Raw genomic sequence first — 25,184 nt, forward strand, 5'->3', positions numbered from 1 at the left:
GGCCGGGCGGGCCCGGCCGGACGCTGCGCATCGGTCAGCGCTGCTCCGCGAACTCCGTCAGCGCGTCAGCGCTGCTCCGCGAACTCCGTCAGCGCGTCAGCGCTGCTCCGCGAACTCCACGTGCCGGCCGGCGACCGGGTCGAACTTGCGGATCCGCAGCCGGTCGGGGTCGTTGCGCCGGTTCTTGCGCGTCACGTAGGTGTAGCCGGTGCCGGCGGTCGAGCGCAGCTTGATCACCGGGCGTAGTTCGTTTCGCTTGGCCATGGTTCCTCCTCGCGGTTCTGAGTTGATCAACGCCGGGCGGGGCGCGGCTATTCCGGTGCGGGTACGCCCGGCGCGCGCAGGCCGACCGCGACGACCGCCGCACCGAGCAGCCACGCGACGATCGCCACGGTGGCGAAGCGGTGCGCGCCCGCGGCGATCGCCCCGGGGGTGTCGGCGGAGGCGACCAGCACGCCCGCGAGCGCCACCCCGAACGAGGTGCCGAGCTGGCGGCAGGTGTTGCCGATGCCGCCGGCCAGGCCGGGGCGCCCAGGCAGCGCGGCGAGCCCGGCGGCGACGATCGCCGGCGTCAGTGCCGCCAGCGCCACGCCCACCCCGAGCAGGGGAGGCATCAGCGCGGGCCAGTCCGCGCCCGGGGTGGCGGCGTACAGGCTGGCCAGCATCGCCGCTCCGGTCACGAATCCGACCATGATCATCACCCGCGGCCCGAACCGGGCGAGCGCCCGGCCGCCGAGCGGGGAGAGCGCCGCGAACGGCACGGTCGCGACGAGCAGCAGCGCGCCGCCGGCCGCGACCGGCAGCCGGTACGCGCGCTGGGCGAGCCAGGTGATCGTCAGCAAGGTGCCGTTGCCGACGGTGTTCATGGCGAACGCGGCAACGCTGGCCGCCGCGAGCCGGCCGGGCAGCACGCGCCGGCCGGCCGGCTCCTCGCCCCCGCGCGGATCGCGGACCAGGACGACCGCACCGACCAGCGCGAGCGCGAGCGGCGCCAGGTTGATCAAGAAGATCATCCGCCAGCCGGCCAGGCCCGTGAGCAGCCCGCCCAGGCCCGGGCCGAGGGCGGTGCCGGCGGCCGAGACGCCCGACCAGATGCCGAGCGCCCGCGCCCGGGCGGGCCCGGCCCAGTCGTGCTGCAGCACCGCGAGCCCGGCGGGCAGCATCGCGGCCGCGCCGAGCCCCTGACCGACGCGCCCCGCCAGCAGCACCGCGGCGCCGGGAGCCAGCGCGCACGCCAGCGACGCCGCGCCGAAGACCGCTAGCCCGGCGACCAGCGGCCGGCGCGGACCCAGCCGGTCGCTGGCCCAGCCGGCCGGCAGCAGGGCCGCGGCGAGCGGCAGGGTGTAGGCGTCGATGGCCAGCGCCGGCTGGGCGAGCGCGAGGTCGGCGCCCAGCTCCGGCAGCGCGACATTGACGATCGTCACGTCGAGCAGCACGAGGAACATCGGTACGCAGATCGTGGCCAGCGTGAGGCCGCGTCGGGCGCCCGGCGGCGCGGTGGTGGGGGACGGCATGTGGCCCAGTTCATCGGGCGGAGTCTTCGCCGGGCGCCGAAGCGTCGGCGCAGCACAATGGCGGGGTGAGTGCACCAGCCCCGGACCCGTTGAGCCCCGACATTGCGCCGATCGCCGCGCTGTTCGCCGACCGCTCCCGGGCCAGGTTGTTGTCGGCGCTGCTCGACGGGCGGCGATTGCCGGCCTCGCGACTGGCCGCCGAGGCCGGGGTGTCGGCCTCCACGGTGAGCGGACATCTGGCCAGGCTGACCGCCGCGGGCGTGGTCGAGGTCGAGGCCTCGGGCCGCTTCCGGTTCTATCGGCTCGCCGGGCCCGAGGTGGCCCGGGTCATCGAGTCGCTCTCGGTGCTCGCCGGCCTGCCGCCCGTGGCCTCGTTGCGCGGTCACACCCGGGCGGCCCGGCTGCGCGCCGCGCGTACCTGCTATGACCATCTCGCGGGACGGCTCGGCACGGCGGTGCTCGCCGCGCTGGTCCGTGACGGCGCCCTGGTTCGCACCGACGGGACCGACGGACTGGAGCGGGCGCCGGGCGAGCGGTTGTCCGCGGTGGTGGCGAAGGCGCCGTGGGCGCTCGGCCCCCGCGCGGAGCAAGGCTTCCGGCGCTGGGGCGTCGATCTTCCCGTGGTCTGCGCGGCCAGGCGGGAGCCGATCCGGAGTTGCCTGGACTGGACCGAACAGCGCCACCACCTCGGCGGCGGCCTCGGTGCCGCGCTGCTGGACGCCGTCCGTGGCCGGGGCTGGATCGCCTCCGGCCCCCGACCCCGGGAGGTCGTGATCACCGAGTCCGGCGAGGGGGCCCTGACCGAGCTGCTGGGCGAACTCTCCTGACCTCGGCGCCGGAGCGACCCAGCTCGGCGAGATCGGCGCGGCAGCGCGCCTCCACCTCGGCCAACTCGGCCAGCGTGGTGTCGATGTCGGCGCGCCGGGACTCCAGCTCGGCGCGCCGCTCGGCGATCTCGGCCAGCAGGTAGCGCAACTGGCCCGCCTCGCCCGGCGCGGAGTCGTACATGTCGACGATCCGGGCGATCTCGTCGAGGGCGAAGCCCAGCCGCTTGCCGCGCAGGACCAGGCGCAGGCGTACCCGCTCCCGCTCGCCGTAGATCCGCCGCTGCCCCTCGCGGCGCGGGGCGAGCAGGCCCTTGTCCTCGTAGAACCGGATGGTCCGCAGCGTCGTGTCGAACTCCTCGGCGAGCTCGGAGATGCTCCAGGTGCGCGCGGCCATGGGCTTACGTTAACGTAAGCGTCACCGAGCAACCGCCGAGCCGGCCCACGAGGAGTGACGATGTCGTCCGACCTGCTGCAATCTGCCGAGCACCGCGAGTTCCGCGCCGCGGTCGCCGCCTTCGCCGACGCCGAGATCGCCCCCCATGCCGAACGCTGGGACCGCGAGCACCACTTCCCGCTGGAGGCCGTGCGCAAGATGGGCGCCATGGGCCTGTTCGGGCTGAACGCGCCCGAGGCCTACGGCGGCTCGGGCGACTTCACCAGCCTGTGCATCGCCATCGAGGAGCTGGGCCGCGCCGACCAATCGGTCGGGATCACCCTGGAGGCGGGCGTCGGCCTGGGCATCAATCCGATCGCGGCCTTCGGCACCGACGAGCAGAAGGCGCGCTGGCTGCCCGACCTGATCGCCGGCCGCGCGCTCGCCGGCTTCGGGCTGACCGAGGCCGAGGCCGGCTCCGATGCCGGCGCCACGCGTACCCGGGCCGAGCTGGTCGACGGCGAATGGGTGATCAACGGCGGCAAACAGTTCATCACCAATTCGGGTACGCCGATCACGTCGGTGGTGACGGTGACCGCGCGTACCGGCACCCGTGAGGACGGCCGGGCGGAGCTGTCGACGATCATGGTCCCGTCGGGTACGCCCGGCTTCACCGTCGAGCCGGCGTACCGCAAGCTGGGGTGGTATGCCTCGGACACCCATCCGCTGACCTTCACCGACGCCCGGGTCAGCGAAGATCATCTGCTCGGCACCCGGGGACGCGGCTTCGCGCAGTTCCTGGCGACGCTCGACGACGGCCGGGTGGCGATCAGCGCGCTGGCGCTCGGCTGCATCCGGGCGTGTCGCGATCTTGCCGTGGCCCATGCGGGGCAGCGCACGACCTTCGGTGTACCGATCGGGGCGAAGCAGGGGGTGGCCTTCCAGCTCGCCGATCTTGACGCGATGGCCCACACCGCGCACACGCTGGTCTATTCCGCGGCCCGGATGAAGGACGCCGGGGCCGACGCCGCGGCATTCAAGCGGGCCGCCGCGATCACCAAGCTGCAGACCACGGAGATGGCCGTCACGGCGACCCGGATCGCGACCCAGGTCTTCGGCGGCTACGGGTTCATGGAGGAGTATCCGGTCGCCCGGTTCTACCGCGATGCCAAGATCCTGGAGATCGGCGAGGGCACGTCGGAGGTGCAGCGGCTGCTGATCGCCCGCGGCCTCGGGCTGCCCGTCGAGTGATGCCGGGTGGAAGGATGAGCGCATGAGTGAGGACAGTCAGTCCCCGGTGATCAGCGACGACGCGATGATCCGGTCGGCGCGGGAGGCCACCCTTGCCCCGTCGGAGAAGGCCGCCGCCAAGCTCGCCGACCAGAACAAGCTCTTCGTCCGCGACCGGCTCGCGCTGTTGTTCGACGACGGAACCTTCGTCGAGGACGGCCAGCTCGCGAACGCGGCGGCGGGCAACCTGCCGGCCGACGGCGTCGTCACCGGCCGCGGCCTGGTCGCCGGACGCCCCGCGCTCGTGGTGGCCAACGACCCGTCGGTGAAGGCGGGCTCGTGGGGTGCCCGGACGGTGGAGAAGATCATCCGGGTGACCGAGACCGCGCTGCGCGACGAACTCCCGGTGTTCTGGTTCATCGATTCCGCGGGTGCCCGGATCACCGATCAGGTGGAGCTGTTCCCGGGCCGCCGCGGTGCGGGCCGGATCTTCCACAACCAGGTCGCCCTGTCCGGCAAGGTGCCACAGATCTGCTGCCTGTTCGGCCCGTCGGCGGCCGGCGGTGCCTACATCCCATCGTTCTGCGATCTGGTGATCATGGTCGAGGGCAATGCGTCGATGTATCTCGGCTCGCCCCGGATGGCCGAGATGGTGGTCGGAGAGAAGGTGACGCTGGAGGAGATGGGCGGCGCGCGGATGCACGCCTCGGTGTCCGGCTGCGGCGACCAGCTCGCCACCGACGACGCCGATGCGATCGAGCAGGCGAAGGCGTACTTCTCCTATCTGCCGGAGAACTGGCGCGCCGAGCCGCCGGTCTATGCGCCCGAGCCGCCGGCGCGGGAGTTCGCCGCCGATCTGGTGCCGGCCGAGGAGTCGGCCGGCTATGACGTGCACACCGTGATCGAGGCGATCGTCGATGCCGACAGCTTCTTCGAGGTGAAGCCGCTGTTCGCGCCCGAGCTGGTGGTCGGATTCGGGCTGCTGGAGGGTCGCGTGATCGGCATCGTCGCCAACCAGCCCGCGGTGAAGGGTGGCGTGCTGTTCGTCGACTCCGCCGACAAGGCCGCGCGGTTCATTCTCGAGTGCGATGCCTTCAACGTCCCGTTGCTCTATCTCGCCGATGTGCCCGGTTTCATGATCGGCTCGGCCGTCGAGCGCCAGGGCATCATCCGGCACGGCGCAAAGATGATCACCGCCGTCTCCGAGGCAACGGTGCCGACCGTCTCGCTGATCGTCCGCAAGGCCTACGGGGCCGGGCTGTACGCCATGAGCGGACCCGGTTTCGGCCCGGATGCCACGCTGGCGCTGCCGACCGCGAAGATCGCCGTGATGGGCCCGGAGGCGGCGATCAATGCCGTTTATGCCAACAAGATCAACGCGATCGCCGACGATGCCGAGCGCGAGGCCTATGTCGAACGGCTGCGCACCGAGTATGAGGCCGATATCGACATCCTCCGGCTGGCCAGCGACCTGGTGATCGACGCGATCATCGAGCCGGCGGAGGTACGCGCCGAGCTGGTTGCGCGGTTCGCCGCCGCGGCCGGCAAGGACCGGCACTTCTCCCAGCGCCGGCACGGCGTACCCCCCGTCTGATCCGGGCGGCCGACCCGGCTCAGCCGGTGTATACAGGGCGGATCGAGACCGACTCGATCATCGCGTCGGGAGAGGCATCGACCGCGGCGCGGACGGCGGCCGCGACGGACTCCGGGCGCAGGTACTCATCGCCCCGGTAGCCGGTATTTCCTCGCTGGTGCTGGATCTCTCGTTGCATGTCGGTGTCGACCCGCCCCGGATGGATGCTCGCCACCCGCACCTCGCCGCGGACCTGTTCGCGCAGCGAGTCGGTCAGTGCCGTCAGCGCGAACTTCGAGGCCGAGTACATCGCCCCGCCGCGGCCGGCCATCAGCCCGGACCCCGAGTTGATCATGATCACCTGGCCGCCCGCGGCCCGCAGGGCCGGCAGCAGGTCGCGGGTCAGGTCGGCGACCGCGATCACGTTCAACTCCATGATCGTTCGCCAGTCCTCGCGGCTGGCGTCCTCGACGATCGCCAGGTTCGAGATTCCGGCCGAGTGCACCAGCACGTCGAGCCGGTCGATCGCGGCAGCAGCTTGCCGCGTGGACTCTTCGTCGGCCAGGTCGGCGACGAAGACGCCGGCATCGGGCAGCTCGGCGGCGACCCGTGCCGCCGCCTCGGGGTCGCGCCCGCCGATCAGCACGTGGTGATCGCGGCCCAGATCGCGGGCAATGGCCAGCCCGATGCCGCGGGTGCCCCCGGTGACGAGCGCGGTGGGTCGAGACGTGTCGCGTGCCGTCGCAGTCATGGTTCCAACCTAACCGGCTGGGTCGTCGGCGCCGTCACGGCCCGCGGGGCGCCAACTGGTGCGATGCCGCTCGGGATCGTGGGTGGGCGCGGTCTCGCCGTCCCCGGCGGGCTCGTCGACGGGCGTTTCCACCAGCTCGAAGCCGGCCCGGGACAGGTCCTCGGCCAGGTCGTCGACGTCCAGCAGATCGTCGCGGAACTGATGCGTGCGGTACGCGGTCCGCCCGACCATGTGCGCCGCCACCGGCGCGGTCGCCAGTTGCAGCAGCATCGCCAGCACCATCACGCCGATCACCCGCGGTTCGCGCAAGGTCAGGCCGAGCCCGGCGAGCACGCACAGTAGGCCGAGAGTCTGGGGCTTGGTGGCCGCGTGCATCCGGGTCAGCACGTCCGGTAGCCGGACCAGCCCGATGGCCGCGGTCAGGCAGAGGAAGGAACCGGCGAGCAACAGCAGGGCGCCGGCGATGTCGAGGACGGCGTTCATCGCTGGTCCTCCCAGCCGCGGCCCTCGTTGCCACCGTCGGGATCGCGCCAGGAGATCGCCTGGTCGCGGTCGGCGGCGAACCGGGCGACGCTCAGCGAGCCGGCGAAGCCGAGCAGCGCGAGCACGAGGATGACGGGCAGCGTGGTGACGTGCCGATTCAGCGCCGCTTCCAGCGCGAGGCCGCAGATCAGGATCGCGATCACCACATCGCCGGCGACCACCCGGTCGAGGGTGCCCGGTCCCCGGGCCAGCCGGAACAGGGTGAGCACGGCGGCGGCGCTCAGCATCGCGGCGGCCACCGCGATGATCACCGTGACGATCATGGGGCCTCCTCCTCGTCGCCGGGCGATTGCCGGATAGCGGCCTGCTCCTCGCGGCTGCCGAATGCCGCCAGCACCGCATCCTCGGCGCGCCGCACCTGGAGCCGCGCCTGTGCCAGGTCGTCTGCCGACGTGGCCTCGAGGACGTGCAGATAGAGGGTGCGGTTCGACCGCCGGGCCTCGATCACCAACGACCCGGGGACCAACGAGGCCAGCTCGCTGACCAGCGCCTCGTACAGGTCGTCATCGACGCGCAGCGGCACCCGGATGATGCCGCTGTGCAACGGGGGTCCGGGTCGCAGGATCGCGCGGATCACGTCGATGCTGGCCACGGTCAGCGATCCGAGCAGCCGCACCAGCAGCCACGCCACCCGCAACGGCCGGAAGCGGCCGGCGAAGCGTACCGGTGGCATCGGGAATGCCAGCGTGATGATCAGGCCGACCAGCAGGCCCATCAGCGCGGCGAAGATCGACAGGTCGCCCCACAGCACCATCCAGACGATCGCCAGCGCCAGAATCGTGCGCCACTGCAATCCGCTGCGCCGCGGCGGCAGCGCCGGGTTCGCCGGGTCGGTGTTCGGCTCCCGTTCGCTCATCAGCGCACCCCCGGGGGGAGGACGGACTCCAGGTACGGCGTGACCGCGAGCAGGTCCTGTGCGGCGCGCTCGGAGTAGCCGTAGAGGGGTCCCGCGATGAAGGTGATCCCGAGGCCGACCAGCACCAGGAAGCCCGCGGTCACCACCATCCCGAGCGGCAGGCGTACCCCGCGGCGCCGGATCGTCAGCGACGCCCCGCCGGTGCGGACCTCCTCGGGCACCTCGCGCCAGAACGCGCGATTCCAGACCTTGGCCATCGCGTACAGGGTGAGCAGGCTGGTCAGGACGCCTCCGGCGACGAGCAGGTACGCCAACGGCGTGCCGTTGGCCACTCCGGCGCCGAGCAGGCCCACCTTGCCGACGAAGCCCGACAGCGGCGGGATGCCGGCGAGGTTCATCGCCGGCACGAAGAACAACACCCCGAGCACCGGCGACAGGGCGGCGAGGCCGCCGAGCCGGTTCAGCGAGGTGCTGCCGCCGCGCCGCTCGATCAGCCCGGTGACCAGGAACAGGGTGGTCTGGATGGTGATGTGATGGGCGGTGTAGAAGATCGCGCCGGCGTACCCGGCCACGGAGGCGAGCGCGACCCCGAAGATCATGTAGCCGATGTGGCTGACCAGGGTGAAGGACAGCATTCGTTTGATCTCGGACTGGGCGACCGCCCCGAGGATGCCGACGATCATCGTCAGCAGCGCAGCCCACATCAGCGGCACGGTCAGCGGCGAGTCGGGGAACAGCGTGGTCTGGGTACGGATGATGGCGTACACGCCGACCTTGGTCAGCAATCCCGCGAAGACGGCGGTGACCGGCGCGGGCGCGGTCGGGTAGGAGTCCGGCAGCCACGCCGAGAGCGGGAAGACCGCGGCCTTGATCGAGAACACCACCAGCAACAGCAACTGCAGGATCAGTTGCAGCGGTCCCGGCAGCTCGGCGAAGCGCAGCGACAACTGCGCGAAGTTGACCGTGCCGGTCGCGGCATAGACGACCGCGATCGCGATCAGGAAGAGCAACGAGGACATCAGGTTGACCACGACATAGGTGCTGCCGGCGCGGACCCGCTCGCCGGTGCCGCCGAGGGTGAGCAGCACATAGGAGGCGAACAGCAAGATCTCGAACCCGACGAACAGGTTGAACAGGTCGCCGGAACTGAACGCGGCCGAGACGCCCGCCGCGAGCACCAGGAAGGTCGGGTGGTAAATCGAGACCGGCGTCTCGCGCTTGCGGGCCTCGAGGTCGGTGCCGATCGAGAACACCAGCACGGTGAACGCGACCAGCGAGGAGACGAACAACATCAGCGCCGAGAAGCGGTCGATCACCAGGGCCAGGCCGAGCGGCTCGGGCCAGGCGCCGATCCACAGCGACATCGGTCCGGTCCGGTCGGTGATCCCGATCAGGAATCCCTCGATGATCAGCACGGCCAGCAGGACCACCACGGAGACGGCGCGCTGGGCCCGCGGCCAGCGGCTCAGCGCCAGCGCCAGGCCGGCGCCCAGCAGCGGCAGCAGGACCGGCAGCGGAAGCAGATTGTTCACCGCTCGTCCTCCTTCGCCGGGTCCTCGTCGTTCTCGGGCTCGTCGTTCTCGGGCTCATCGTCCTCGGGGGGCGGCTCCTCGGAGACGATCACCCGCTCGTCCTCCGAGGGCAGCGAGGAGTCGGGCTCGTCGAAGGACTGGGAAGCAAGATCGGCCCGGGCCAGGCGCCGGATCTGGGCATCCTCGACATCGTCGGGCACCTCGTCATTGCCGTCGAGCTGGAAGCTGCGGTAGGCCAGGGTGAGCACGAACGCGGCCGTACCGAGGGTGATCACGATCGCGGTCAGCACCATCGCCTGCGGCAGCGGATCGCTCATCTCCTCCGCCGGGGTACGCCCGATCAGCGGCGCGCCGCCGCCTCGCCCGGAGGCCACCAGGAACAACAGATTGATCCCGTTGCCGGCAATCAACAGGCCGATCAGGATCCGGGTCAGCGACCGCTCCAGCATCAGATAGGCGCCGGCCGCGAACAGCGCGGCGCCACAGATGACCAGGGTCAGGTTGGGCGCCATGTCGGGATTGATCATCGATCACCCTCCAGGCTGGCCGCATAGGCCCGCGGCCCGGTGGTGCGCGGGCCGGGGGTGTTGTCCTCGGCCTCGTGCTGGTCGATCCCCGAGCCGAGGCTGCGGATCAGATCCAGCATCACGCCGACCACCACCAGGTAGACGCCGATGTCGAAGATCATCGACGTGACCAGATAGGGCTCGCCGAGGATCGGCAACTGCCCGAACGGGGTGGCCACCGAGATCAGCGGCTCGATGGTCAGGTCGATCTTGTAGGACTGGCCGATCCGGCCGCCCCACAGCGCCGGCGCCAACACGCTCGCCCCGGCGAGCAGCAGGCCGCTCCCGAGGACCGTGCCCGCGTTCACCGGCGCGGCCTCGTCCAGCTCGTCGCGGCCGCCCGCCAGGTAGCGGATCGCCAGGGCCAGGCCGGCGACCAGGCCGCCCGCGAACCCGCCGCCGGGGTCGTTGTGGCCCGCGATCAGGAAGTAGATCGAGACGACCATCATCACCCCGAACAGCAGCCGGGTGACGACCTCGAAGACGACCGATCGGTTGGCCGGCGACAAGGCGACGCCGCCGCGCAGCCAGACCGTCGGCCCCTGTGCGGCGCGCCGACGCCGCTCGCGCCGAGTCGCCCGGGTCCGGTCCGGTGTGGTCAGCCGCGCATTGCGGGTACGCAGGAAGATCAGGCTGGCCACGCCCGTGGCGGCCACCGCGAGCACGGCGATCTCGCCGAGGGTGTCCCAGGAGCGGATGTCGACCAGGGTGATGTTGACGATGTTGTCGCCGTAGCCGAACTCGTAGGCATAGGTCGGGTAGGTCTCCGAGACGGGCGCCGCGGTCCTGGAACCGGCGGCATAGAAGGCGATTCCGCCGACCACCACGCCCGCCGTGCCGGCCACCGCGATTCGCCACCAGCGGGCCGAGCTGCGCGGGCGATGGGTGAAGGAGCGGGGCAACTTGCGCATCACCAGGACCAGCACGACGAGCGTCACGGTCTCCACCAGGACCTGGGTCAGCGCCAGATCCGGGGCGCCGTGCAGCAGGAACAGCAACGCCGCCCCGTAGCCGACCACGCCGACCGCGACCACCGCCTTCATCCGGCCGCGCGCATTCGCGGCGATCACCGCGGCCGCGATCGTCAGCACGCCGACCACGACCTGGGCGGCCGAGGTGGCGATCACGAACCGGTCGGGAAAGACCTGGGTGGTGGCCAGCACCAGGCCTGGTCCGGCGATGACCACCACGAGGATCGTGCCGAGGTAGTTGGGCAGCGAGCCGCGCTGGGTGAGCGCGGTCGTCTCGACCGCGATCCGGTCCACGCCGCGCATGATCAGCCGGTAGACGTCGGCGGCCTCCGGCACCCGGGGCAGCGAGCCGTGCATCTGCTCGACGCGTCCCCGGGTCCAGAACAACAGGCCGCCGACCACCAGCACGGCGGCCGACATCGCCAGCGGCGCGCCGAATCCGTGCCAGAGCGCGATCCCGTGGCCCGGCTCGCCGACCCGGCCCAGCGCGACATACGGTTCGAGTGCCGCGGTCAGTTGGGGTCCGAGAAAGCCGCCGACGAGCGACAGGACGGCCAGCAGCAACGGTGCCGCCACGAACCCGCCGGGGCGGGGTGCGCAGGCGGTGGTGCGGCCGTCGGCGGGGGAGTCGTCCTCGCCCGCGCTCTTGGTGGCGAAGGTGCCCCAGAGGAACCGCAGCGTGTACGCCACCGTGAGCGCCGAGCCGAACAGCAGGGCGCCCGTCAGCGCCAGCGCGGGCAGCGGCGGCACCCGCGTACCGTCCGAGCCCGCGACCAGATAGCTCAGCGACTCGAATGCGCTCTCCTTGGTGGTGAAGCCGATCAGCGGCGGTACACCGGCCATCGACGCTCCGGCGAGCACCGACGCCACCAGCACCACGGGCATCGCCCGCCCGACGCCGGACAGCTCGCGGATGTCGCGGCTGCCGGCGCTGCGGTCGACGACCCCGACGATCAGGAACAGCGCCGACTTGAACAAGGCGTGGGAGATGATCATGCCCACGCCGGCCAGCATGGCCGAGCGGGTGCCGAGGCCATTCATGAACATCAGGAAGCCGAGCTGACTGACGGTGCCGTAGGCGAGCAGCACCTTGATGTCGTGTTGCCGCAGGGCGCGCAACGCGCCGAGGACCATGGTCACGGCGCCGAGCGTGAGCAGGATCTCCCGCCAGCCGGGCAGACCCGCGAAGAACGGCGACAACAGCGCCACCAGATAGACGCCGGCCTTGACCATCGCGGCCGCGTGCAGGTACGCGCTGACGGGCGTCGGGGCCGCCATCGCGCCCGGCAGCCAGAAGTGGAAGGGCACCTGCGCGGACTTGGTCAGCGCGCCGAGCAGGAGCAACAACACCGCGATGATCACGATCGGCGAGGCCGTGGCCGGGTCGTCGATGGCCGCGCGGACGACGGGGGATGCGAGCACCCCGGACAGCCGGAACGTGCCGGCGGTGACGCCGAGCATGACGATCCCGACCAGCATCGCCAGCCCACCGAAGGTGGTCACGATCAGCGCGGTCAGGGCGGCCAGCCGGTTCGCGCTGCGGCCGGGATTGTGACCGCCGACCAGCAGGTACGAGAAGACCGTCGTCAACTCCCAGAAGATGTAGAACACGATCAGGTCGTCGGCCAGAACCAGACCCAGCATGGCGCCGGCGAACGCGGTGAGCACGGCACCGGTGCGTGCCGCGGGATCCGCGGTGGTGAAGTACCACCGGCAGTACGCCAGGATCAGCGCGCCGACGCCGGAGACCAGCAGGGCAAGCACCCATTGCAGCGTTCCCATCCGGAACGACAGCTCGATCCCGAGCGCCGGGATCCACGGCAGCGACTCGACGACCGAGCCCCCGGCCAGCACGGTGGGCGCCTGGGCGACCAGCCAGACGAATGCGACGAGCGGGCCGAGCGCGAGCAGCAGGTACGCGCGCCGCCCCAGGACTCGGACGAGGGCGGGGGCGAGCGCGGCCAGCGCCAACTGCACGGCGATGAGCGCTGCCACGGATGCCCTCTCGTCGACGGGTTCTCGGACGCCCCCGGGGATCGCGTGACGACCGGCCTCGGGAGCGCACAGGCTACCGAAGAACGTCCCGCGACCGCGCGGTCGCCGTGCGCTCGACCGCGGGCCTCGTCAGGCGGGCGGCGGATTCGTCAGCGGCGGCGGAAGGTGAGCAGGATGAAGGTGTAGTCGAGGCCGACCCGGGTCCAGTGCACCGGGCGCTCGGGGTGGGTCAGCGAGTCCGGGCTCGACAGGTCGCCCACCAGCTCCAGACCCGCCGCATCGGCCAGCAGGACCAGGTCTGCGATGTCGTCCGGTCCGAAGATCCGGACCTCTGCGCCGTACGCGGTCCGCCCGGTGGTGTCCGGGGGCACCTCGTCGTAGTCGGTGGACACGACGAGGATGCCGCCGGGGCGCAGAACCCGCGCGGACTCGTGGAGGAACGCCTCGAGCGGTACGCCGTGCTCGATCACGGACATGCAGGTGATGGCGTCGAGCGATGCGTCGGGCAGCTCCGTGGCGGTGACGTCACCGTGTCGGAAGGTCACCCCGTCGTGGCGTACCTCGGGGCCGAACTCGAGATTGATCCCGAGCAGCGAGTCCCGCTGGGTCCCGAGTCCGTACAGTCGCAACCAGGGCAGCACCGGCGAGTATCGCGCGCTGCCCGCGTCCATCACCCGCGCCGTGCGCGTGCCGTCGTCGGCGAGCCGGAGCACCGCCGCGACGGCGCCGAGGGCGTCCCAGTTCTTGGGCAGATCGCGGTGCAGCGGCAGCCGGAGCCGCTTGGCCTCCTCGACCGCCCGCTGCCACTCGGCGTCGCTGGGCAGCACACCCGTCGGGCCAACGCTGCGCGGGACCGGTCGGCGCACCGCGGTGCCCTGTCGCGCCTCGGCCCGCCGCTGCAGGGCGACGCGGGCCCAGAGCGCATGCTCCGCAACGCGTTTCGCGATGGCGAGCAGGCGCCCGCCGGGCGGGGCGGCTACCTGAACCGGAGGCTCCTCATCGTCTGCGCTGGCCATTCGGCAAAGGTAACCATCCCGCCCGCGAGCACCAAGGGCGCTGGGCCTTGACCGGTGCCGATCAGTCGCGGCGCCGGCGGATGAGCGCGGTGCCGGTCGCGAGCAGCGCCGTCGCGGCGACGAGCGCGCCCAGGCCGGTGGCAGCGCCGGTGTCGGCGAGCGGGCTGCCGCCCGCGCCGGATCCGGTGCCGTCGCCGCGGGGACCGCCCGGGGACACGCTCGACGTTGGTGCCGACGAGGTGCTCGACGGGCGCGCCGGTCCGGGCGTACCGGACGGCTCGGTGGACGGGCCGGTCGGCTCGGTGGACGGGCCGGTCGGCCCGGGGTTTGCCGCCGTGATCGTGATCGGTGCCCAGCCGATCAGGCTCTCGTCCTCGGCGTACACGGCGATCCGGTGCTCGCCGGTGGTGTTCGCCGGCAGCGTGACCGCGATCGTCGAGTCCGGGCCCACGGTCGCGGTGCCGAGGTAGCTCGGCTGGCTGAACAGCCAGACGCCGACCCGGTCGCCGGGGGTCCCGTTCGTGATGGTGATGGTGATGGTGCTGCCGGCAACCGCGCTGTCCGGAGCGGTGATCCCGCCCTCGGTGTCGTCGGTCAGCTCGTCCGCGCTGGGCGGCGTCGCCGGGATCGTGTCCCCCGGGGTCGTCGTCGGGCTGGGCGTCACTGCCGGGCTGGGCGTCGGTGACGGGGTCGGGCTGGGCGTGGGCGTAGCGGTCGGGCTCGGGGTCGCGGTCGGCGTGGGCGACGGGGTCGGGCTCGCGGTCGGGCTCGGCGTCGGTGTGGGCGACGGGGTCGGTGTGGGCGACGGGGTCGGTGTGGGTGTCGGTGTGGGTGTCGGTGTGGGCGACGGGGTCGGTGTGGGTGTCGGTGTGGGTGTCGGTGTGGGGGTCGGAGTCGGCGTCGGTGTGGGCGTCGGCGTCGGCGTCGGTGTGGGGGTCGGAGTCGGCGTCGGTGTCGGGCTCGGAGTCGGCGTCGGGGTCGGGCTCGGAGTCGGCGTCGGGGTCGGGCTCGGCGTGGGTGTGGGCGTCGGGCTCGGCGTGGGTGTGGGCGTCGGGCTCGGCGTGGGGCTGGGCGTCGGGGTCGGCGTGGGCTGCGCGCTCACCTGTGCGGTCCAGGTGAAGCGGTAACCCTGGCAGCCCAGTTCCGGCATGCTGGCGTACCCTTCGCCGCTGGCGGAACCGTCCGCGTTCAGCAGGAAGTCCATCTCGTAGCGGACGATGGCGCCCGGGTCGCCGAGCTCCCAGATCACCTTCTGCCGCACGCCGGCCTCCATCGTCGTGGGCGGAATCCCCGCCCACTGCATGGCCGTCGGGTACAGGCCGCACTGGATGTAGCTCTCGGTGAAGAAGTCCGTCAGCACGCCCGCGGAGTCGACCTTGAACTCCACCACTGCGCCGTTGTACGCCGAGCTCGGGCCCGTGTAGGTGCCGGCCGGCGGCGCCGCCTTCGCGAATGCCACCGGTTGTGCCAGGACCGTCAGTCCGAGCAGCGCGGTGATGGCTCCGAGGAACAGCAGCCAACTCTTGCGCTGGCGACGCCGATGGGCGCTGGATGACATGGGCGAGGGTCCTTCGCTCGTGCTCGACAGGTGGCGCCGACGGGCGCCCGGCCAACCTATGAGCCAGATGTGTGCCCGGGGTACCCGTGGTACTACGGGTCTTGGCCCGGCGCGAGGTCTCGCCCCGGCTTCGGCCATGATGGGCGCGTTACGGGCGCGCGCCCGTGCCGGACGGAAGCGAGCAGGAAAACGATGGCCAGGCGGCAGGCACAGGCGTCACGGCTGCGGGCCGCGCTGGATGCGACCGGGCGCACGCCCGGGTCGTCACGGGTGTTGCTCGTCGAGGGCGGCATGGGCATCGGCAAGACCTCACTGTTGACCACGGCCGCCGCGGCGGGCTTCGACGTGGTGCTCGCCCGGGCGGATCGACTGACCGGGGGGTCGCCCCTGTCGGTCGCGCGGTCCGTGCTCGAACATCTGGACCCCGACGTGGCGGTCGGGGCCGAGGAATCGGTCCGGGATCTTGCTCGGCGGGCCGCGCGGGTGCTCGACGCGCGACCGGTGCCGATCGTCGTCGATGACGCCCAGTGGCTGGATCCCGCATCGGCGGAGTTTCTGCAGGGCCTGTTGCTCGGCCGGGTCACGACCTGGCGCACCCTGGTTCTGGCCCATCGCACCGGCCGGCCGCCGCTGTCGATCATCGACATCGCCCACCGGGTCGGCGCGGACGTGGAACATCTGCAGCTCGAGCCGTTGCCCGACGAGGACATCGCGGCGATCGCGGCCGATCTGCCGGCGTGGCAGGGCGCCGAGGTGGTCGCGGGCGCGCGCGGCAATCCGCTGTTCGCGAGCGTCCTCAGCGCGCTGTTTCGCCGCCGACCCGAGCTGGCGACCACGGCCGAGGCGCTGCGCGCCGAGCCGGCCGATGCCGGCGCGGCGCTGTACCGGGCGGTGGCGGCCGATCTGGCCCAACTCGACGCCGACGAGACGGCCGCCCTCGAGGCCGTGGCCGTGCTGGACTCGCTGGACGTGGCCGCGCTGGCGGTGATCGCCGATCGCGAGGAGGAGCGGGTGAGCGCCCAGCTCGGCCGGCTGCGTTCGCTCCAGTTGTTGTCCCAGAACCCGGGCGAGGCGATCCATCCGGTGATCAGGTCCAGCGTCTATCACGCCATCCCGCCCGACCGTGCGGTACGCGCACACCGCCGCGCCGCGGCGCTGCCCGGCCTCGCCCCCTACCAGCGGGCAGAACACCTCGCGATGTTGCGCGAACACGCCTCCGCCGCGGAGATCGACCGCCTGGTCGAGCTTGCCGAGCCCGCCATCGGCACCGACCCGGGCGCCGTGCGACGCTGGCTCGAACCCACCCGGCATCACCGGGTCAGCCCGCGACGCGATCTGCTGCTGGCCCGGGCGCTCGTGCTCGACGGGCGCCCCGACGACGCGGCCGGCCTGCTCGAGCCGCTGCTGACCGACAGCGCGGCCGACGCTGCCGAGGCGCGCAGCCTGCTCGCCCAGGCCTGGCGCGCCTCCGGGCGGACCGCCGAGGCACACCGGCTGCTCGCCGAGGCCCCGCTCACCGAACCGGCCACCCTGATCGACGCTGCCGCGCTGGCGGCGCTGGCGGGCGAGATCGACACCGTGCGGGACACCGTCGACCGGCTGGCCGGCTCCCCGCCGCAGTTTCAGCTCGCCGGCCGGGCACTGCGCGCGGTCGCGCTGCTCGGATCCGGCGACATCGCGGCCGCGCGGCGGGCGCTGGCCGGTGTGCCCGACGCGTTGCGTGCGCTGGGCGACGACCGGTTGCGCGACATCCTGGACGCCTGTGCTGCCGCGGTGTGGAGCGCGTACCTGCTGGATGACTTCCCTGCCGCGATCGCTCTCGGTGAACGCGCGCTGTGGGTCGCCCAACGACACGGGCGCGGCCACGTGCTGGCCAATCTCGGCGCCGCGACGGCCCATGCCCTGGCCGGCGTCGGTCGGCTGTCCGAGACCGACGAGCTCGGCGAGCAGGCCGTCGCGGATGCCGAGCGCTACCAGACCCCCGATCCGATCCCGATGGCCCGGCACGCCCAGGTGCTTGCGGCATTCTGGGCCGACGACCCGGCGCTGCTGCGCCGGCGGTTCGATCAGCTCCGGGCGGCACCGTCGCCGGGCGTGGAGTGGTGGCGGCGCGCAACCCGGTCGACCCGCGCGCGCATCGCTGCCGTGCTCGGCGAGCCGGAGCCGTACGCCGTGCTGCTGCCCCCGCCCGATGTGGCCGCCGGACTGCGGCATGCCGACGCCGCCACGGTCGCTGCGCTCGGCGGTGACCAGGCCACCGCCCAACACCTGCTGGCCGCCGGTCTCGACCACGCCGAGCGGCACCGGCTACGCAGCCAGGGTGCGCTGCTGCGCCTGCTGACGGCCATGCTGGTCGCCCGGCCCGCCCGGGACTGGCCACGGGCAGCGGAGCTGGCCGAGCAGGCCGTTGACGAATTCTCGGCTCTCGGCATGTCCTGTCACCTGCGACTTGCCCGGCAGACGGCGGCAGAGATCACGCGCGATGCCGCGGCCTCGCCCGCGGGCACGCTGACCCGCCGCGAGCTGGAGATCGCCCGCCTGGTCGCCGACGGGCTGTCCAATCAGCAGATCGCGGACCGGCTGGTGATCAGTCGACGCACCGTCGAGGAGCACGTCTCGAAGGTGCTGCGCAAGCTCGACGTCTCCTCCCGCGCGGCCGTGCGGCCGGTGCTGCACAGCTAGCTCCGGTCAGTGCGCCGCCAGGTGCAGCAGCACCAGTTGGTCGGGGTGCAGCACCGGTGCCGCGATGCCGACGGCCGTCAGTGCTGCACCGGCGAGCGTGACGCCGTCGCCCGGCCAGCCGGCCGGGTAGCCGGCGAGGTCGGGACCCGGCGGCGGTGTGATGTCGCGGACCAGGTAGCGGCGATCCGGATCCAGGCCGCGCAACCGGATCCGGCCGGCGGGCTCGGTGGCGCGCGATCCGGTGCTGACCACCGCGAACAGCGCCTCCGATCGATCGGGCGCGACAACGCCGTGCACGTCGAGGTTGTCGGTGTGCGGGTCCAGGCGGACGACGCGTCCGCGGTGCAGGAGCGCGCGGTGCTCCTTGTGCAGGGCGACCCACGCGCTCAGTTCGGCCAACTCGCCGTCGGTCGCCCCGGTCAGGTCCCATTCGATGCCGAGGTGCCCCCAGAACGCGGTGCCCGCCCGGAAGTGCAACGTGTGCCGACGCCTCGTGGTGTGCGAGTGCCCCGAGGCGATGTGGGCGCCCATCAGCTCCGGGGTGATCAACTGGGTGGTCCAGCGGTGGATCTGTTGGCGTTCCAGCGGGTCGATGCAGTCGCTGGCCCAGACCCGGTCGGTATGGGCCAGTACGCCCAGATCGACCCGGGCTCCGCCGGAGGAGCAGGACTCGATCTCGAGGCCGGGGAAGCGGTCCTTCAGCTCGGCCATCAACCGGTACGCGGCGAGCGTCTGCTCGTGCACTCCCGGGCGGCCGCTCGGCGCCGTGCCGGCGTCGATCAGGTCGCGATTGTGATCCCACTTCAGATAGGCGATGGGGTACGCCTTGAGCACCGCGACGAGCTGGTCGCGGACGTGGGCGTAGGCCTGGTCGATGCCGAGATTGATCACCTGCTGGTGACGCGACTCCACCGGCAGCCGGTCACCGGTCGCCATGATCCACTCCGGGTGGGCGCGCGCCACGTCGGAATCGGCATTGATCATCTCCGGCTCGACCCAGAGACCGAACTCCATCCCCAGCCCGCGCACATGATCGACCAGCGGTCCGAGCCCGTCGGGCCAGACGTCGGGGGAGACCACCCAGTCGCCCAGCCCGGCGCGATCGTCGCGGCGCGCACCGAACCAGCCGTCGTCCAGCACATAGCGCTCGGCGCCGGCGGCAGCCGCGGCATCGGCGAGCGCGCGCAGCTTCGTCAGGTCATGATCGAAATAGACGGCCTCCCAGACGTTGATCGTCACCGGCCGCGGGCGCCGGGGATGCTCGGCGCGCTCGCGGAGGAAGGCGTGCAGGCGCGCGGCCTGGTCATCGAGCCCGTCGCCGTAGCTGGCGTACAGCCACGGCGTCGCGTAGCTCTCGCCCGGCCCCAGCACCATCTCGCCCGGCAACAGCAGTTCCGCCGCCCCGATCGTGCGGTGCCCGTTGAACAGCCGCTCCGCCCAGTGCCGATGGTTGCCCGACCAGCCGAGGTGAACGCCCCACACCTGCCCGGTGGCGAATCCGAAGCCCGGTTCGCCGGCGCTCAGCAGGTACGCCGCATCGGGGCCGGTCCGGCCCTTGCGGCCCTCCCGCAGATGCACGCCCACCCCCAGCGGCGCGCGCTGGGGCACGCGCTCGTTGCCCCAGTGGCCGGCGAAGTCCAGGACCTCGGCGGCCCGGTCGGGGACCGGCAGGGTGAGGCCGAGCTCGTCGAGGAAGTAGTCGTCGGTGCCGGTATTGGTGAGCCGGGCCGCGGTCCGGAGCAACCCGGACGGGGCAAGTGCGACGGTGAGCGCGAGGGCCAGGCCGGCGCTCTCGTCGCGGGCGTCGACCTCCAGGGTGGTCTTGTCCGGATCCAGCCGGGCGCCGATGATCGCGAATCTGGGCGACCAGTCGCGCCCGCCCGTGCGGTGGCCGACCAGGCCCGGGCGCCCCGTCCAGCCGGTCCAGTGCCCGGGGACCAGCGACGGCGTGACGGGAAGATCGACATTGTTCTGTGCGACCGGCGGCTCGGTGGTCCGGACCAGCTCCGCGGCCTCCGCGGGAGCAAGATCGCCCGGCAGCTCGGCGCCCCAGTGGGTGATCCGGGGCAGGTCGGCGGTCAGGTCCACCAGCACCGAGACGCCGCCCGAGCGCAGGTGGGCGAGATCGGGGTATGAGGCGTTCATCGCAACCGAGCATAGGGCGGATAACCGGTTGCCGCGCGATCGCGCGATGCCGTTGACTCGCGGCATGATTCCGCCCGACTGGATCGCCCATCACCGCGCCGACGACGACGAGCTGCTGGGCTACCTGCGCCCGGAGGATGACGGGTTCGTGCCGGTCACCGTGTTCGGGCATCCGCTGGGCGAGCGGGGCGACCGCGACGGCGCGGCCGAGGCGCTGGATTCGCGCGGCCTGTCCTATCTGGCCGAGCCGTGGTTGCTGCGCGCGGCCGACGGATCCGAGCGCAGGGTCGCGATCATCGAGGCCAGCCCGGAGCGGGTGGTCGTCAGCGGCGCCGACTACGCCTTCGCCCTGGCGGTCGGCGCGAACGTCGGCGAGCCGATCGAGCTGGCGGTGCCGACCGATCGGCTGCGCCCCGCCTGAGTGCCGGCGAGGCTCAGGCGGGTGACTCGATCACCTGGCGCCAGCGCCCGTCCCGGAGCGTGGCGTCCACCCGCCGCGCGACGGACGAGCCGGGCGTGCGGTGTCGTTCGAGGAACAGCACGCGCAGCGAGGCCTCGGCGTCGTCCAGCACCTCGACCTCGGAGATCTCGATCATCAGCTCCGGCGCGACGCCGCCCGCGCGGTCCAGCTCGGCGGCGAGCCCGGCCAGCTCGAGCTCGCGCCCGTCGAGGGTCTGCAGCCGGAAGTCGGGGCTGTGCGCCGCGAGGAACGCCTCCAATGAGGTCCGGTCGGCTCGGGTCAGCCAGGCCTGGAGCAGGCGGTGGTGCTCGATCAACAGGTCTCGCGCCCGCTGGTCGGGTTGCGGCGTCTGCTGGGCATCGGACATGTTCGGCAGCCTAGCGACCACTGCTCGCCGAGCAGGTGCCGTGCGTTTCGCCGGCGCGGCCGGTCAGTCCAGCCGGGCGAGGCCGGTGGCCAGCACGATCGCGGCGCCGGCGGCATCGCTGGCGGCGAGATCGAGGGTCGCGGTGATCGCCCAGTCGTGATCGCCGGCGGGATCGGCCAGTACCTGGCGCAGGTCCCAGCGACCCGGCTGCCGGTCGATCTGCAACATCCCGGGGGCCCGGGCCGCGGCGTCGATGCCGATCTCGTCGTGATCGTCGTAGTAGTCGTCCAGCGCATCGGCCCACGCGTCGGCGTCCATGATCACCGTGCCCGGCGGGTCGGTCAGCGCGGCCACGCGCTCCTCGACCGCGCCGAGCGCGTCCGGGTCGTCGCGCCGGGCGAGCTCGACGCGGTGGAACATGGCATTGCGCACCGCCACGGTGAGGGCGCGCTGGTTCGCCGTGAAGGGGCGCTCGGGCCGCGGCTCGGCGGCATCCGGGCGTACCGGATCGGGATTCGTCAGGGCCTCCCACTCGTCCAGCAGGCTGGAATCGGTCTGCCGGATCACCTCGCCCAACCACTCGACGAGATCGTCGAACTCGTCGTTGCGGGCCTGCTCGGGCACCGTGTGCCGCAGGGTGCGATAGGCATCGGTCAGGTAGCGCAGCAGTACGCCCTCGCTGCGCGCGAGCCCGTAGACGGAGACGTACTCGGCGAAGGTCATCGCGGTCTCATACATCTCGCGGACGATCGATTTCGGCGACAACGCCTCGGGCGCGATCCACGGATGGGTTTCCCGGTACGCCTCGAGCGCCGTCTCCAGCAGGTCGGCAAGCGGCTGCGGCCAGGTGATCTCCTCGGCCAGCTCCATCCGCTCTGTGTAGTCGAGTCCCTCGGCCTTCATGGCGCCGATGGCCTCGCCGCGCGCCCGCCGCTGCTGGGCGAACAACACGGGCTTCGGGTCCTCCAGGATGGATTCGATCACCGAGACCACATCGCGGGCATGATCGGGCGAATCGGCATCGAGGGTGTCGAGGGCCGCCAGCGCGAACGGGGCGAGCGGTTGGTTCACGGCGAAATCGCGTTGCAGGTCCACGGTCAGGGCATAGCGGCGCCCGTCCTCGCGCGCTGTGGGCAGGCGTTCGACCACACCGGAGTTGATCAACTCGCGGGCCAGCACCAGCGCGTGTCTGCGCAGCCGCCGTCGGCCGGCGTCGTCATGATGGTTGTCGGTGATCAGCCGGTACGCCGCGGCCACCGGATTGCCCTGCCGGGCGAGCAGGTTGACCAGCATCGCGTGCGACATCCGCAGGCGCGGCTGCAGCGGCTCTGGCGGCGCCGCGATCAGCCGGGTGAAGGTCTCCTCGGTCCAACTGATCTGTCCCTCGGCGGGCTGCTTGCGCTTGATCTTCTTCTGCTTGGCGCGGTCGTCGCCCGCCTTGGCCAGCGCGCGCTTGTTCTCGATCACGTGCTCCGGTGCCTGGGCCACCACCCAGCCGCGGACATCGAAACCGGCCCGGCCCGCCCGGCCGGCGATCTGGTGGAACTCGCGGGCCCGCAGCAGGCGCATCTTCGTGCCGTCGAACTTGGTCAGCCCGGTCAGCAGCACGGTGCGGATCGGCACGTTGATCCCGACCCCGAGCGTGTCGGTGCCGCAGATGATCTTGAGCAGCCCGGCCTGGGCGAGTTGTTCGACCAGGCGACGGTACTTGGGCAGCATGCCGGCGTGATGCACCCCGATGCCGGCGCGGACGAGGCGGCTCAGGGTCCGGCCGAAGCCGGCGGCGAAGCGGAAGTTGCCGATCTTGTCCGCGATGGCGTCGCGGTCGGCGCGCGAGACCAGGTTCAGGCCGACCAGGGACTGCGCGCCCTCCAGCGCGGCGGCCTGGGAGAAATGGACGACGTAGACGGGTGCGCGGTCGGCGTCCAGCAGCGCGGTGAGCTGCTCGCCGATCGGTTCCTCGGACCATTCGTAGTCCAGCGGCACGGGCCGTTCGGTGCCGGTGATCACCGTGGTCCCGCGGCCGGTACGCCGGTCCAGGTCGGCCGCGAAGCCGTCGACCTCGCCCAGCGTCGCCGACATCAGCACGAACTGAGCCTGGGGAAGCTCCAGCAGCGGGACCTGCCAGGCCCAGCCGCGGTCCGGCTCGGCGTAGAAGTGGAACTCGTCGGCGATCACACAGCCGGCATCGGCCAGCGCGCCCTCGCGCAGCGCGATGTTGGCGAGGATCTCGGCGGTGCAGCAGATGATCGGCGCGTCGGCGTTGACCGAGCCGTCGCCGGTGACCATCCCGACATTGTCGGCGCCGAAGGCGGCCACCAGGTCGAAGAACTTCTCGCTGACCAGCGCTTTGATCGGGGCGGTGTAGAAGCTGACCTCGTCACGGGCCAGGGCGGCGAAGTGCGCGGCGAGGGCGACCATCGACTTCCCCGAGCCGGTGGGCGTGGAGATGATCACGTTCTCGCCCGACACCAGCGCCAGCAGCGCCTCCTCCTGGTGCGGGTAGAGCGGCGTACCCCGCTGCGCCGCCCAGTCCGCGAACGCGTCGTAGAGCGCCTCGGGTGAGGGGTTGTCGGGGATCAGGTCGGTCAGCGTGGCGGCCATGGCGCTGGCCAGCCTCTCACAGGGGTCTCGCGTGGGCGACCGGCCCGCCCGCGCCGCCGTTACCGACCACTCGCCGGGATTCCGGCGGCGGTTCGGTGAGTTCCCGCGCCGTTGGCGACCGCTCGCGCGGGTTTGGTCAGCGCAGCGGGACGGCGCGCGGCGCCTCCAGGTAATCCGGCTCGCGGTCGAGGCCGTCGATCTTGGGCGGCAGGCCGGAACGGCGCGCGGAGATGGTGTCGTCCAGGCCCGCCCAGGAGCGGACCAGCGCCACCGCCCGGTCGCGCTCGGCCGCGGGCAGTTGCTCGATGTTCGAGCCGTGCGTACCGCCGTCGACGAAGAACCGGAAGCACTCGCGGCTCGCGCCGGACGTCCCGCAGGTGAACGGCTCGGCGCTCCACGGGTCGTTGCCGCCGTAGACGTAGAGCATCCGTTCCGAGGAGGTACGCACCCAGCGGTCGATGTCGCGCATCGCCGGCCAGTCGAAGCGGTTCGGGCGTACCGAGCGCGGCACGAAGTTCCGGGCGATGTTGGTGCCGGGGTATTGCAGGAGATCGCCGATCCGGTCCTCGTACGGTTTCGGCGAGCCGAGCTGGTAGGCGGCCTGGAAGTAGTAGGGCACATAGCGCTCGAGGTTCTGGTCGGCGTACCCGGTCAGCGGTGATGTCGCCTCGTAGAAGTCCCACACCTGATCATCGGTGGCGGTGTCCGGATCGGGCACCGAACCGCATTCCGACTGCGGGGTGTACTGCCAGAACGCGAAGTAGAGGTCGATCACGCCCGACTCGATCGCCTGCCAGCGGTTGCCGACGATCCGATAGGTCAGGCCGGCCTGCGCCGACGCGTCGGCCACGCGCGCGTCCCAGGTGTCGCGATCGGACAGGACGCGGCGCTGCAGCCCGACCAGCCGGTCGCGGCAGGCGGGATCGGTGCCGACGCCGGCGAGGAAGCTGTCGTAGGCCTCGTCGCGGCTGTCGAGCACGTCGTTCGGGGCGACATAGGGCACCGAGCCGTCGACATCGTCGGGGAAGAAGCGCCGATGATAGGTGGCCGTCATGCCGCCCTTGGAGCCGCCGGTGGTCAGCCAGTTCTGGTCGTAGAGCTGCTTGAAGGACTCGATGATCACGTGCTGGTCGGTCGCGGCCTGCTTGATGGTCAGCTCGTCCTCCCAGTCCGGGTTGCTCGGGCGGGACGGGGTGAAGAAGCGGTACTCCATGCTGAGCTGGTTGCCGTCCACGATCCGGGCCGGCTCGCTGCGGCCGGGATTGGTGGAGACGTTGTAACCGCTGGTGTACATGATCATCGGGCGGTCCTCCGACCGATGCAGGAGTGTCAGCCGCTGGGTGAACGTGCCCTTGCCCGGGTCGTCATGATCGACGCGCTGGGTGAAGCCGATCACGAAGAACCGGAAGCCCTCGGCCACCGGGCGCTCCTCGACGGAGGCGACCCCCGGCAGCGCGGCGATCCGGTCGGCGAGATCGGTCGGCGCCGAACGCGCGGCCGGGACCAGCGCCAACCAGGTCGTCAGCGCGATGGCGAGCGCGGCGATGCCGCTGAGCAGGCGACGAGGCATGATGGGGGGCCCTTTCGGTCAGACGTCGTCGTCGTGGTCTGCGGACCACTG

The 25,184-nt window shown here is 72.0% G+C and carries 21 protein-coding genes; 5 read left to right on the forward strand and 16 right to left on the reverse strand.

What is annotated here, in order from left to right; translation table 11 throughout:
• Positions 1-96 precede the first annotated feature (96 nt).
• Both rpmG and ACXDC7_RS06785 read right to left on the reverse strand, forming a co-directional pair.
• Complete coding sequence (rpmG, locus tag ACXDC7_RS06780; protein ID WP_179444236.1) at positions 97-264, reverse strand: 50S ribosomal protein L33; 168 nt, start codon at positions 262-264, stop codon at positions 97-99.
• Positions 265-311: 47 nt separating this feature from the next.
• Positions 312-1,514 (reverse strand): MFS transporter, encoded by a 1,203-nt coding sequence (locus ACXDC7_RS06785; protein WP_459221618.1) that lies wholly within the window; start codon positions 1,512-1,514, stop codon positions 312-314.
• Positions 1,515-1,579: 65 nt separating this feature from the next.
• Here ACXDC7_RS06785 and ACXDC7_RS06790 point away from each other — a divergent pair, with 65 nt between their 5' ends.
• The gene (locus ACXDC7_RS06790) at positions 1,580-2,341 is read left to right on the forward strand and encodes an ArsR/SmtB family transcription factor (protein ID WP_459221619.1); all 762 of its coding nucleotides are present in this window, start codon (positions 1,580-1,582) and stop codon (positions 2,339-2,341) included.
• Here ACXDC7_RS06790 and ACXDC7_RS06795 read toward each other — a convergent pair.
• A complete protein-coding gene (locus ACXDC7_RS06795) occupies positions 2,289-2,735 on the reverse strand; it encodes a MerR family transcriptional regulator (protein WP_179444234.1) in 447 nt (148 codons plus the stop codon). The genes ACXDC7_RS06790 and ACXDC7_RS06795 overlap by 53 nt on opposite strands.
• A 60-nt stretch (positions 2,736-2,795) precedes the next feature.
• Between ACXDC7_RS06795 and ACXDC7_RS06800 the strand changes: the two genes are divergently transcribed.
• Positions 2,796-3,965 (forward strand): acyl-CoA dehydrogenase family protein, encoded by a 1,170-nt coding sequence (locus ACXDC7_RS06800; protein WP_179444233.1) that lies wholly within the window; start codon positions 2,796-2,798, stop codon positions 3,963-3,965.
• A gap of 22 nt (positions 3,966-3,987) precedes the next feature.
• A complete protein-coding gene (locus ACXDC7_RS06805; protein WP_179444232.1) occupies positions 3,988-5,538 on the forward strand; it encodes an acyl-CoA carboxylase subunit beta in 1,551 nt (516 codons plus the stop codon).
• Positions 5,539-5,557: 19 nt separating this feature from the next.
• Here the strand turns inward: ACXDC7_RS06805 and ACXDC7_RS06810 are convergent, their stop codons facing one another.
• The 9 genes from ACXDC7_RS06810 to ACXDC7_RS06850 all read right to left on the reverse strand — a co-directional run bounded on the left by ACXDC7_RS06810 (position 5,558) and on the right by ACXDC7_RS06850 (position 15,305).
• A complete protein-coding gene (locus ACXDC7_RS06810; RefSeq protein ID WP_459221620.1) occupies positions 5,558-6,268 on the reverse strand; it encodes an SDR family oxidoreductase in 711 nt (236 codons plus the stop codon).
• Positions 6,269-6,277: 9 nt separating this feature from the next.
• Positions 6,278-6,751: a monovalent cation/H(+) antiporter subunit G gene (gene mnhG / locus ACXDC7_RS06815; RefSeq protein WP_459221621.1), complete on the reverse strand. Its 474-nt coding sequence runs from the start codon at positions 6,749-6,751 to the stop codon at positions 6,278-6,280.
• The gene (locus tag ACXDC7_RS06820; RefSeq protein WP_459221622.1) at positions 6,748-7,074 is read right to left on the reverse strand and encodes a monovalent cation/H+ antiporter complex subunit F; all 327 of its coding nucleotides are present in this window, start codon (positions 7,072-7,074) and stop codon (positions 6,748-6,750) included. The genes mnhG and ACXDC7_RS06820 overlap by 4 nt, the downstream gene beginning before the upstream one ends.
• Positions 7,071-7,667, reverse strand: coding sequence for a Na+/H+ antiporter subunit E (locus ACXDC7_RS06825; protein WP_459221623.1), 597 nt, complete (start codon positions 7,665-7,667; stop codon positions 7,071-7,073). Before ACXDC7_RS06825 ends, ACXDC7_RS06820 begins: the two co-directional genes overlap by 4 nt.
• Complete coding sequence (locus ACXDC7_RS06830; protein ID WP_179444227.1) at positions 7,667-9,199, reverse strand: Na+/H+ antiporter subunit D; 1,533 nt, start codon at positions 9,197-9,199, stop codon at positions 7,667-7,669. Before ACXDC7_RS06830 ends, ACXDC7_RS06825 begins: the two co-directional genes overlap by 1 nt.
• Positions 9,196-9,726: a Na(+)/H(+) antiporter subunit C gene (locus ACXDC7_RS06835; RefSeq protein ID WP_459221624.1), complete on the reverse strand. Its 531-nt coding sequence runs from the start codon at positions 9,724-9,726 to the stop codon at positions 9,196-9,198. Before ACXDC7_RS06835 ends, ACXDC7_RS06830 begins: the two co-directional genes overlap by 4 nt.
• On the reverse strand, positions 9,723-12,731 hold the full coding sequence (locus tag ACXDC7_RS06840; protein WP_459221625.1) for a Na+/H+ antiporter subunit A: 3,009 nt from the start codon (positions 12,729-12,731) through the stop codon (positions 9,723-9,725). Before ACXDC7_RS06840 ends, ACXDC7_RS06835 begins: the two co-directional genes overlap by 4 nt.
• A gap of 149 nt (positions 12,732-12,880) precedes the next feature.
• On the reverse strand, positions 12,881-13,747 hold the full coding sequence (locus ACXDC7_RS06845; protein WP_459221626.1) for a class I SAM-dependent methyltransferase: 867 nt from the start codon (positions 13,745-13,747) through the stop codon (positions 12,881-12,883).
• A 61-nt stretch (positions 13,748-13,808) separates the two neighbouring features.
• On the reverse strand, positions 13,809-15,305 hold the full coding sequence (locus tag ACXDC7_RS06850) for a hypothetical protein (protein ID WP_459221627.1): 1,497 nt from the start codon (positions 15,303-15,305) through the stop codon (positions 13,809-13,811).
• Positions 15,306-15,497: 192 nt separating this feature from the next.
• On the opposite strand from ACXDC7_RS06850, the gene ACXDC7_RS06855 reads away from it, so the two are divergent.
• Entirely contained in the window at positions 15,498-17,987 is a 2,490-nt protein-coding gene (locus tag ACXDC7_RS06855; RefSeq protein ID WP_459221628.1) for a LuxR C-terminal-related transcriptional regulator, read from the forward strand.
• A gap of 6 nt (positions 17,988-17,993) precedes the next feature.
• Here ACXDC7_RS06855 and ACXDC7_RS06860 read toward each other — a convergent pair whose 3' ends face one another.
• Positions 17,994-20,132: an alpha-galactosidase gene (locus tag ACXDC7_RS06860; protein ID WP_459221629.1), complete on the reverse strand. Its 2,139-nt coding sequence runs from the start codon at positions 20,130-20,132 to the stop codon at positions 17,994-17,996.
• A gap of 64 nt (positions 20,133-20,196) precedes the next feature.
• On the opposite strand from ACXDC7_RS06860, the gene ACXDC7_RS06865 reads away from it, so the two are divergent.
• Positions 20,197-20,553, forward strand: coding sequence for a hypothetical protein (locus ACXDC7_RS06865; protein ID WP_459221630.1), 357 nt, complete (start codon positions 20,197-20,199; stop codon positions 20,551-20,553).
• A 13-nt stretch (positions 20,554-20,566) separates the two neighbouring features.
• Here ACXDC7_RS06865 and ACXDC7_RS06870 read toward each other — a convergent pair whose 3' ends face one another.
• From ACXDC7_RS06870 to ACXDC7_RS06880, 3 genes are all read right to left on the reverse strand, one after another.
• Positions 20,567-20,959: a nuclear transport factor 2 family protein gene (locus tag ACXDC7_RS06870; protein ID WP_179444220.1), complete on the reverse strand. Its 393-nt coding sequence runs from the start codon at positions 20,957-20,959 to the stop codon at positions 20,567-20,569.
• A gap of 63 nt (positions 20,960-21,022) precedes the next feature.
• Complete coding sequence (locus tag ACXDC7_RS06875; protein ID WP_459221631.1) at positions 21,023-23,563, reverse strand: DEAD/DEAH box helicase; 2,541 nt, start codon at positions 23,561-23,563, stop codon at positions 21,023-21,025.
• Between the two features lie 136 nt (positions 23,564-23,699).
• The gene (locus tag ACXDC7_RS06880; RefSeq protein WP_459221632.1) at positions 23,700-25,133 is read right to left on the reverse strand and encodes a S28 family serine protease; all 1,434 of its coding nucleotides are present in this window, start codon (positions 25,131-25,133) and stop codon (positions 23,700-23,702) included.
• Positions 25,134-25,184 lie beyond the last annotated feature (51 nt).

Source organism: Naumannella huperziae (assembly GCF_054073625.1).

Excerpts from the sequence above, each read along its gene's own strand:
- ACXDC7_RS06835 (WP_459221624.1), bottom strand. The coding sequence starts at position 9,726 with ATGATCAATCCCGACATGGCGCCCAACCTGACCCTGGTCATCTGTGGC.
- ACXDC7_RS06860 (WP_459221629.1), bottom strand. The coding sequence starts at position 20,132 with ATGAACGCCTCATACCCCGATCTCGCCCACCTGCGCTCGGGCGGCGTC.
- ACXDC7_RS06845 (WP_459221626.1), bottom strand. The coding sequence starts at position 13,747 with ATGGCCAGCGCAGACGATGAGGAGCCTCCGGTTCAGGTAGCCGCCCCG.
- ACXDC7_RS06825 (WP_459221623.1), bottom strand. The coding sequence starts at position 7,667 with ATGAGCGAACGGGAGCCGAACACCGACCCGGCGAACCCGGCGCTGCCG.
- ACXDC7_RS06795 (WP_179444234.1), bottom strand. The coding sequence starts at position 2,735 with ATGGCCGCGCGCACCTGGAGCATCTCCGAGCTCGCCGAGGAGTTCGAC.
- ACXDC7_RS06880 (WP_459221632.1), bottom strand. The coding sequence starts at position 25,133 with ATGCCTCGTCGCCTGCTCAGCGGCATCGCCGCGCTCGCCATCGCGCTG.
- ACXDC7_RS06870 (WP_179444220.1), bottom strand. The coding sequence starts at position 20,959 with ATGTCCGATGCCCAGCAGACGCCGCAACCCGACCAGCGGGCGCGAGAC.
- ACXDC7_RS06850 (WP_459221627.1), bottom strand. The coding sequence starts at position 15,305 with ATGTCATCCAGCGCCCATCGGCGTCGCCAGCGCAAGAGTTGGCTGCTG.
- mnhG (WP_459221621.1), bottom strand. The coding sequence starts at position 6,751 with ATGAACGCCGTCCTCGACATCGCCGGCGCCCTGCTGTTGCTCGCCGGT.
- ACXDC7_RS06855 (WP_459221628.1), top strand. The coding sequence starts at position 15,498 with ATGGCCAGGCGGCAGGCACAGGCGTCACGGCTGCGGGCCGCGCTGGAT.
- ACXDC7_RS06800 (WP_179444233.1), top strand. The coding sequence starts at position 2,796 with ATGTCGTCCGACCTGCTGCAATCTGCCGAGCACCGCGAGTTCCGCGCC.
- ACXDC7_RS06785 (WP_459221618.1), bottom strand. The coding sequence starts at position 1,514 with ATGCCGTCCCCCACCACCGCGCCGCCGGGCGCCCGACGCGGCCTCACG.
- ACXDC7_RS06820 (WP_459221622.1), bottom strand. The coding sequence starts at position 7,074 with ATGATCGTCACGGTGATCATCGCGGTGGCCGCCGCGATGCTGAGCGCC.
- ACXDC7_RS06805 (WP_179444232.1), top strand. The coding sequence starts at position 3,988 with ATGAGTGAGGACAGTCAGTCCCCGGTGATCAGCGACGACGCGATGATC.
- ACXDC7_RS06865 (WP_459221630.1), top strand. The coding sequence starts at position 20,197 with ATGATTCCGCCCGACTGGATCGCCCATCACCGCGCCGACGACGACGAG.
- ACXDC7_RS06875 (WP_459221631.1), bottom strand. The coding sequence starts at position 23,563 with ATGGCCGCCACGCTGACCGACCTGATCCCCGACAACCCCTCACCCGAG.
- rpmG (WP_179444236.1), bottom strand. The coding sequence starts at position 264 with ATGGCCAAGCGAAACGAACTACGCCCGGTGATCAAGCTGCGCTCGACC.
- ACXDC7_RS06810 (WP_459221620.1), bottom strand. The coding sequence starts at position 6,268 with ATGACTGCGACGGCACGCGACACGTCTCGACCCACCGCGCTCGTCACC.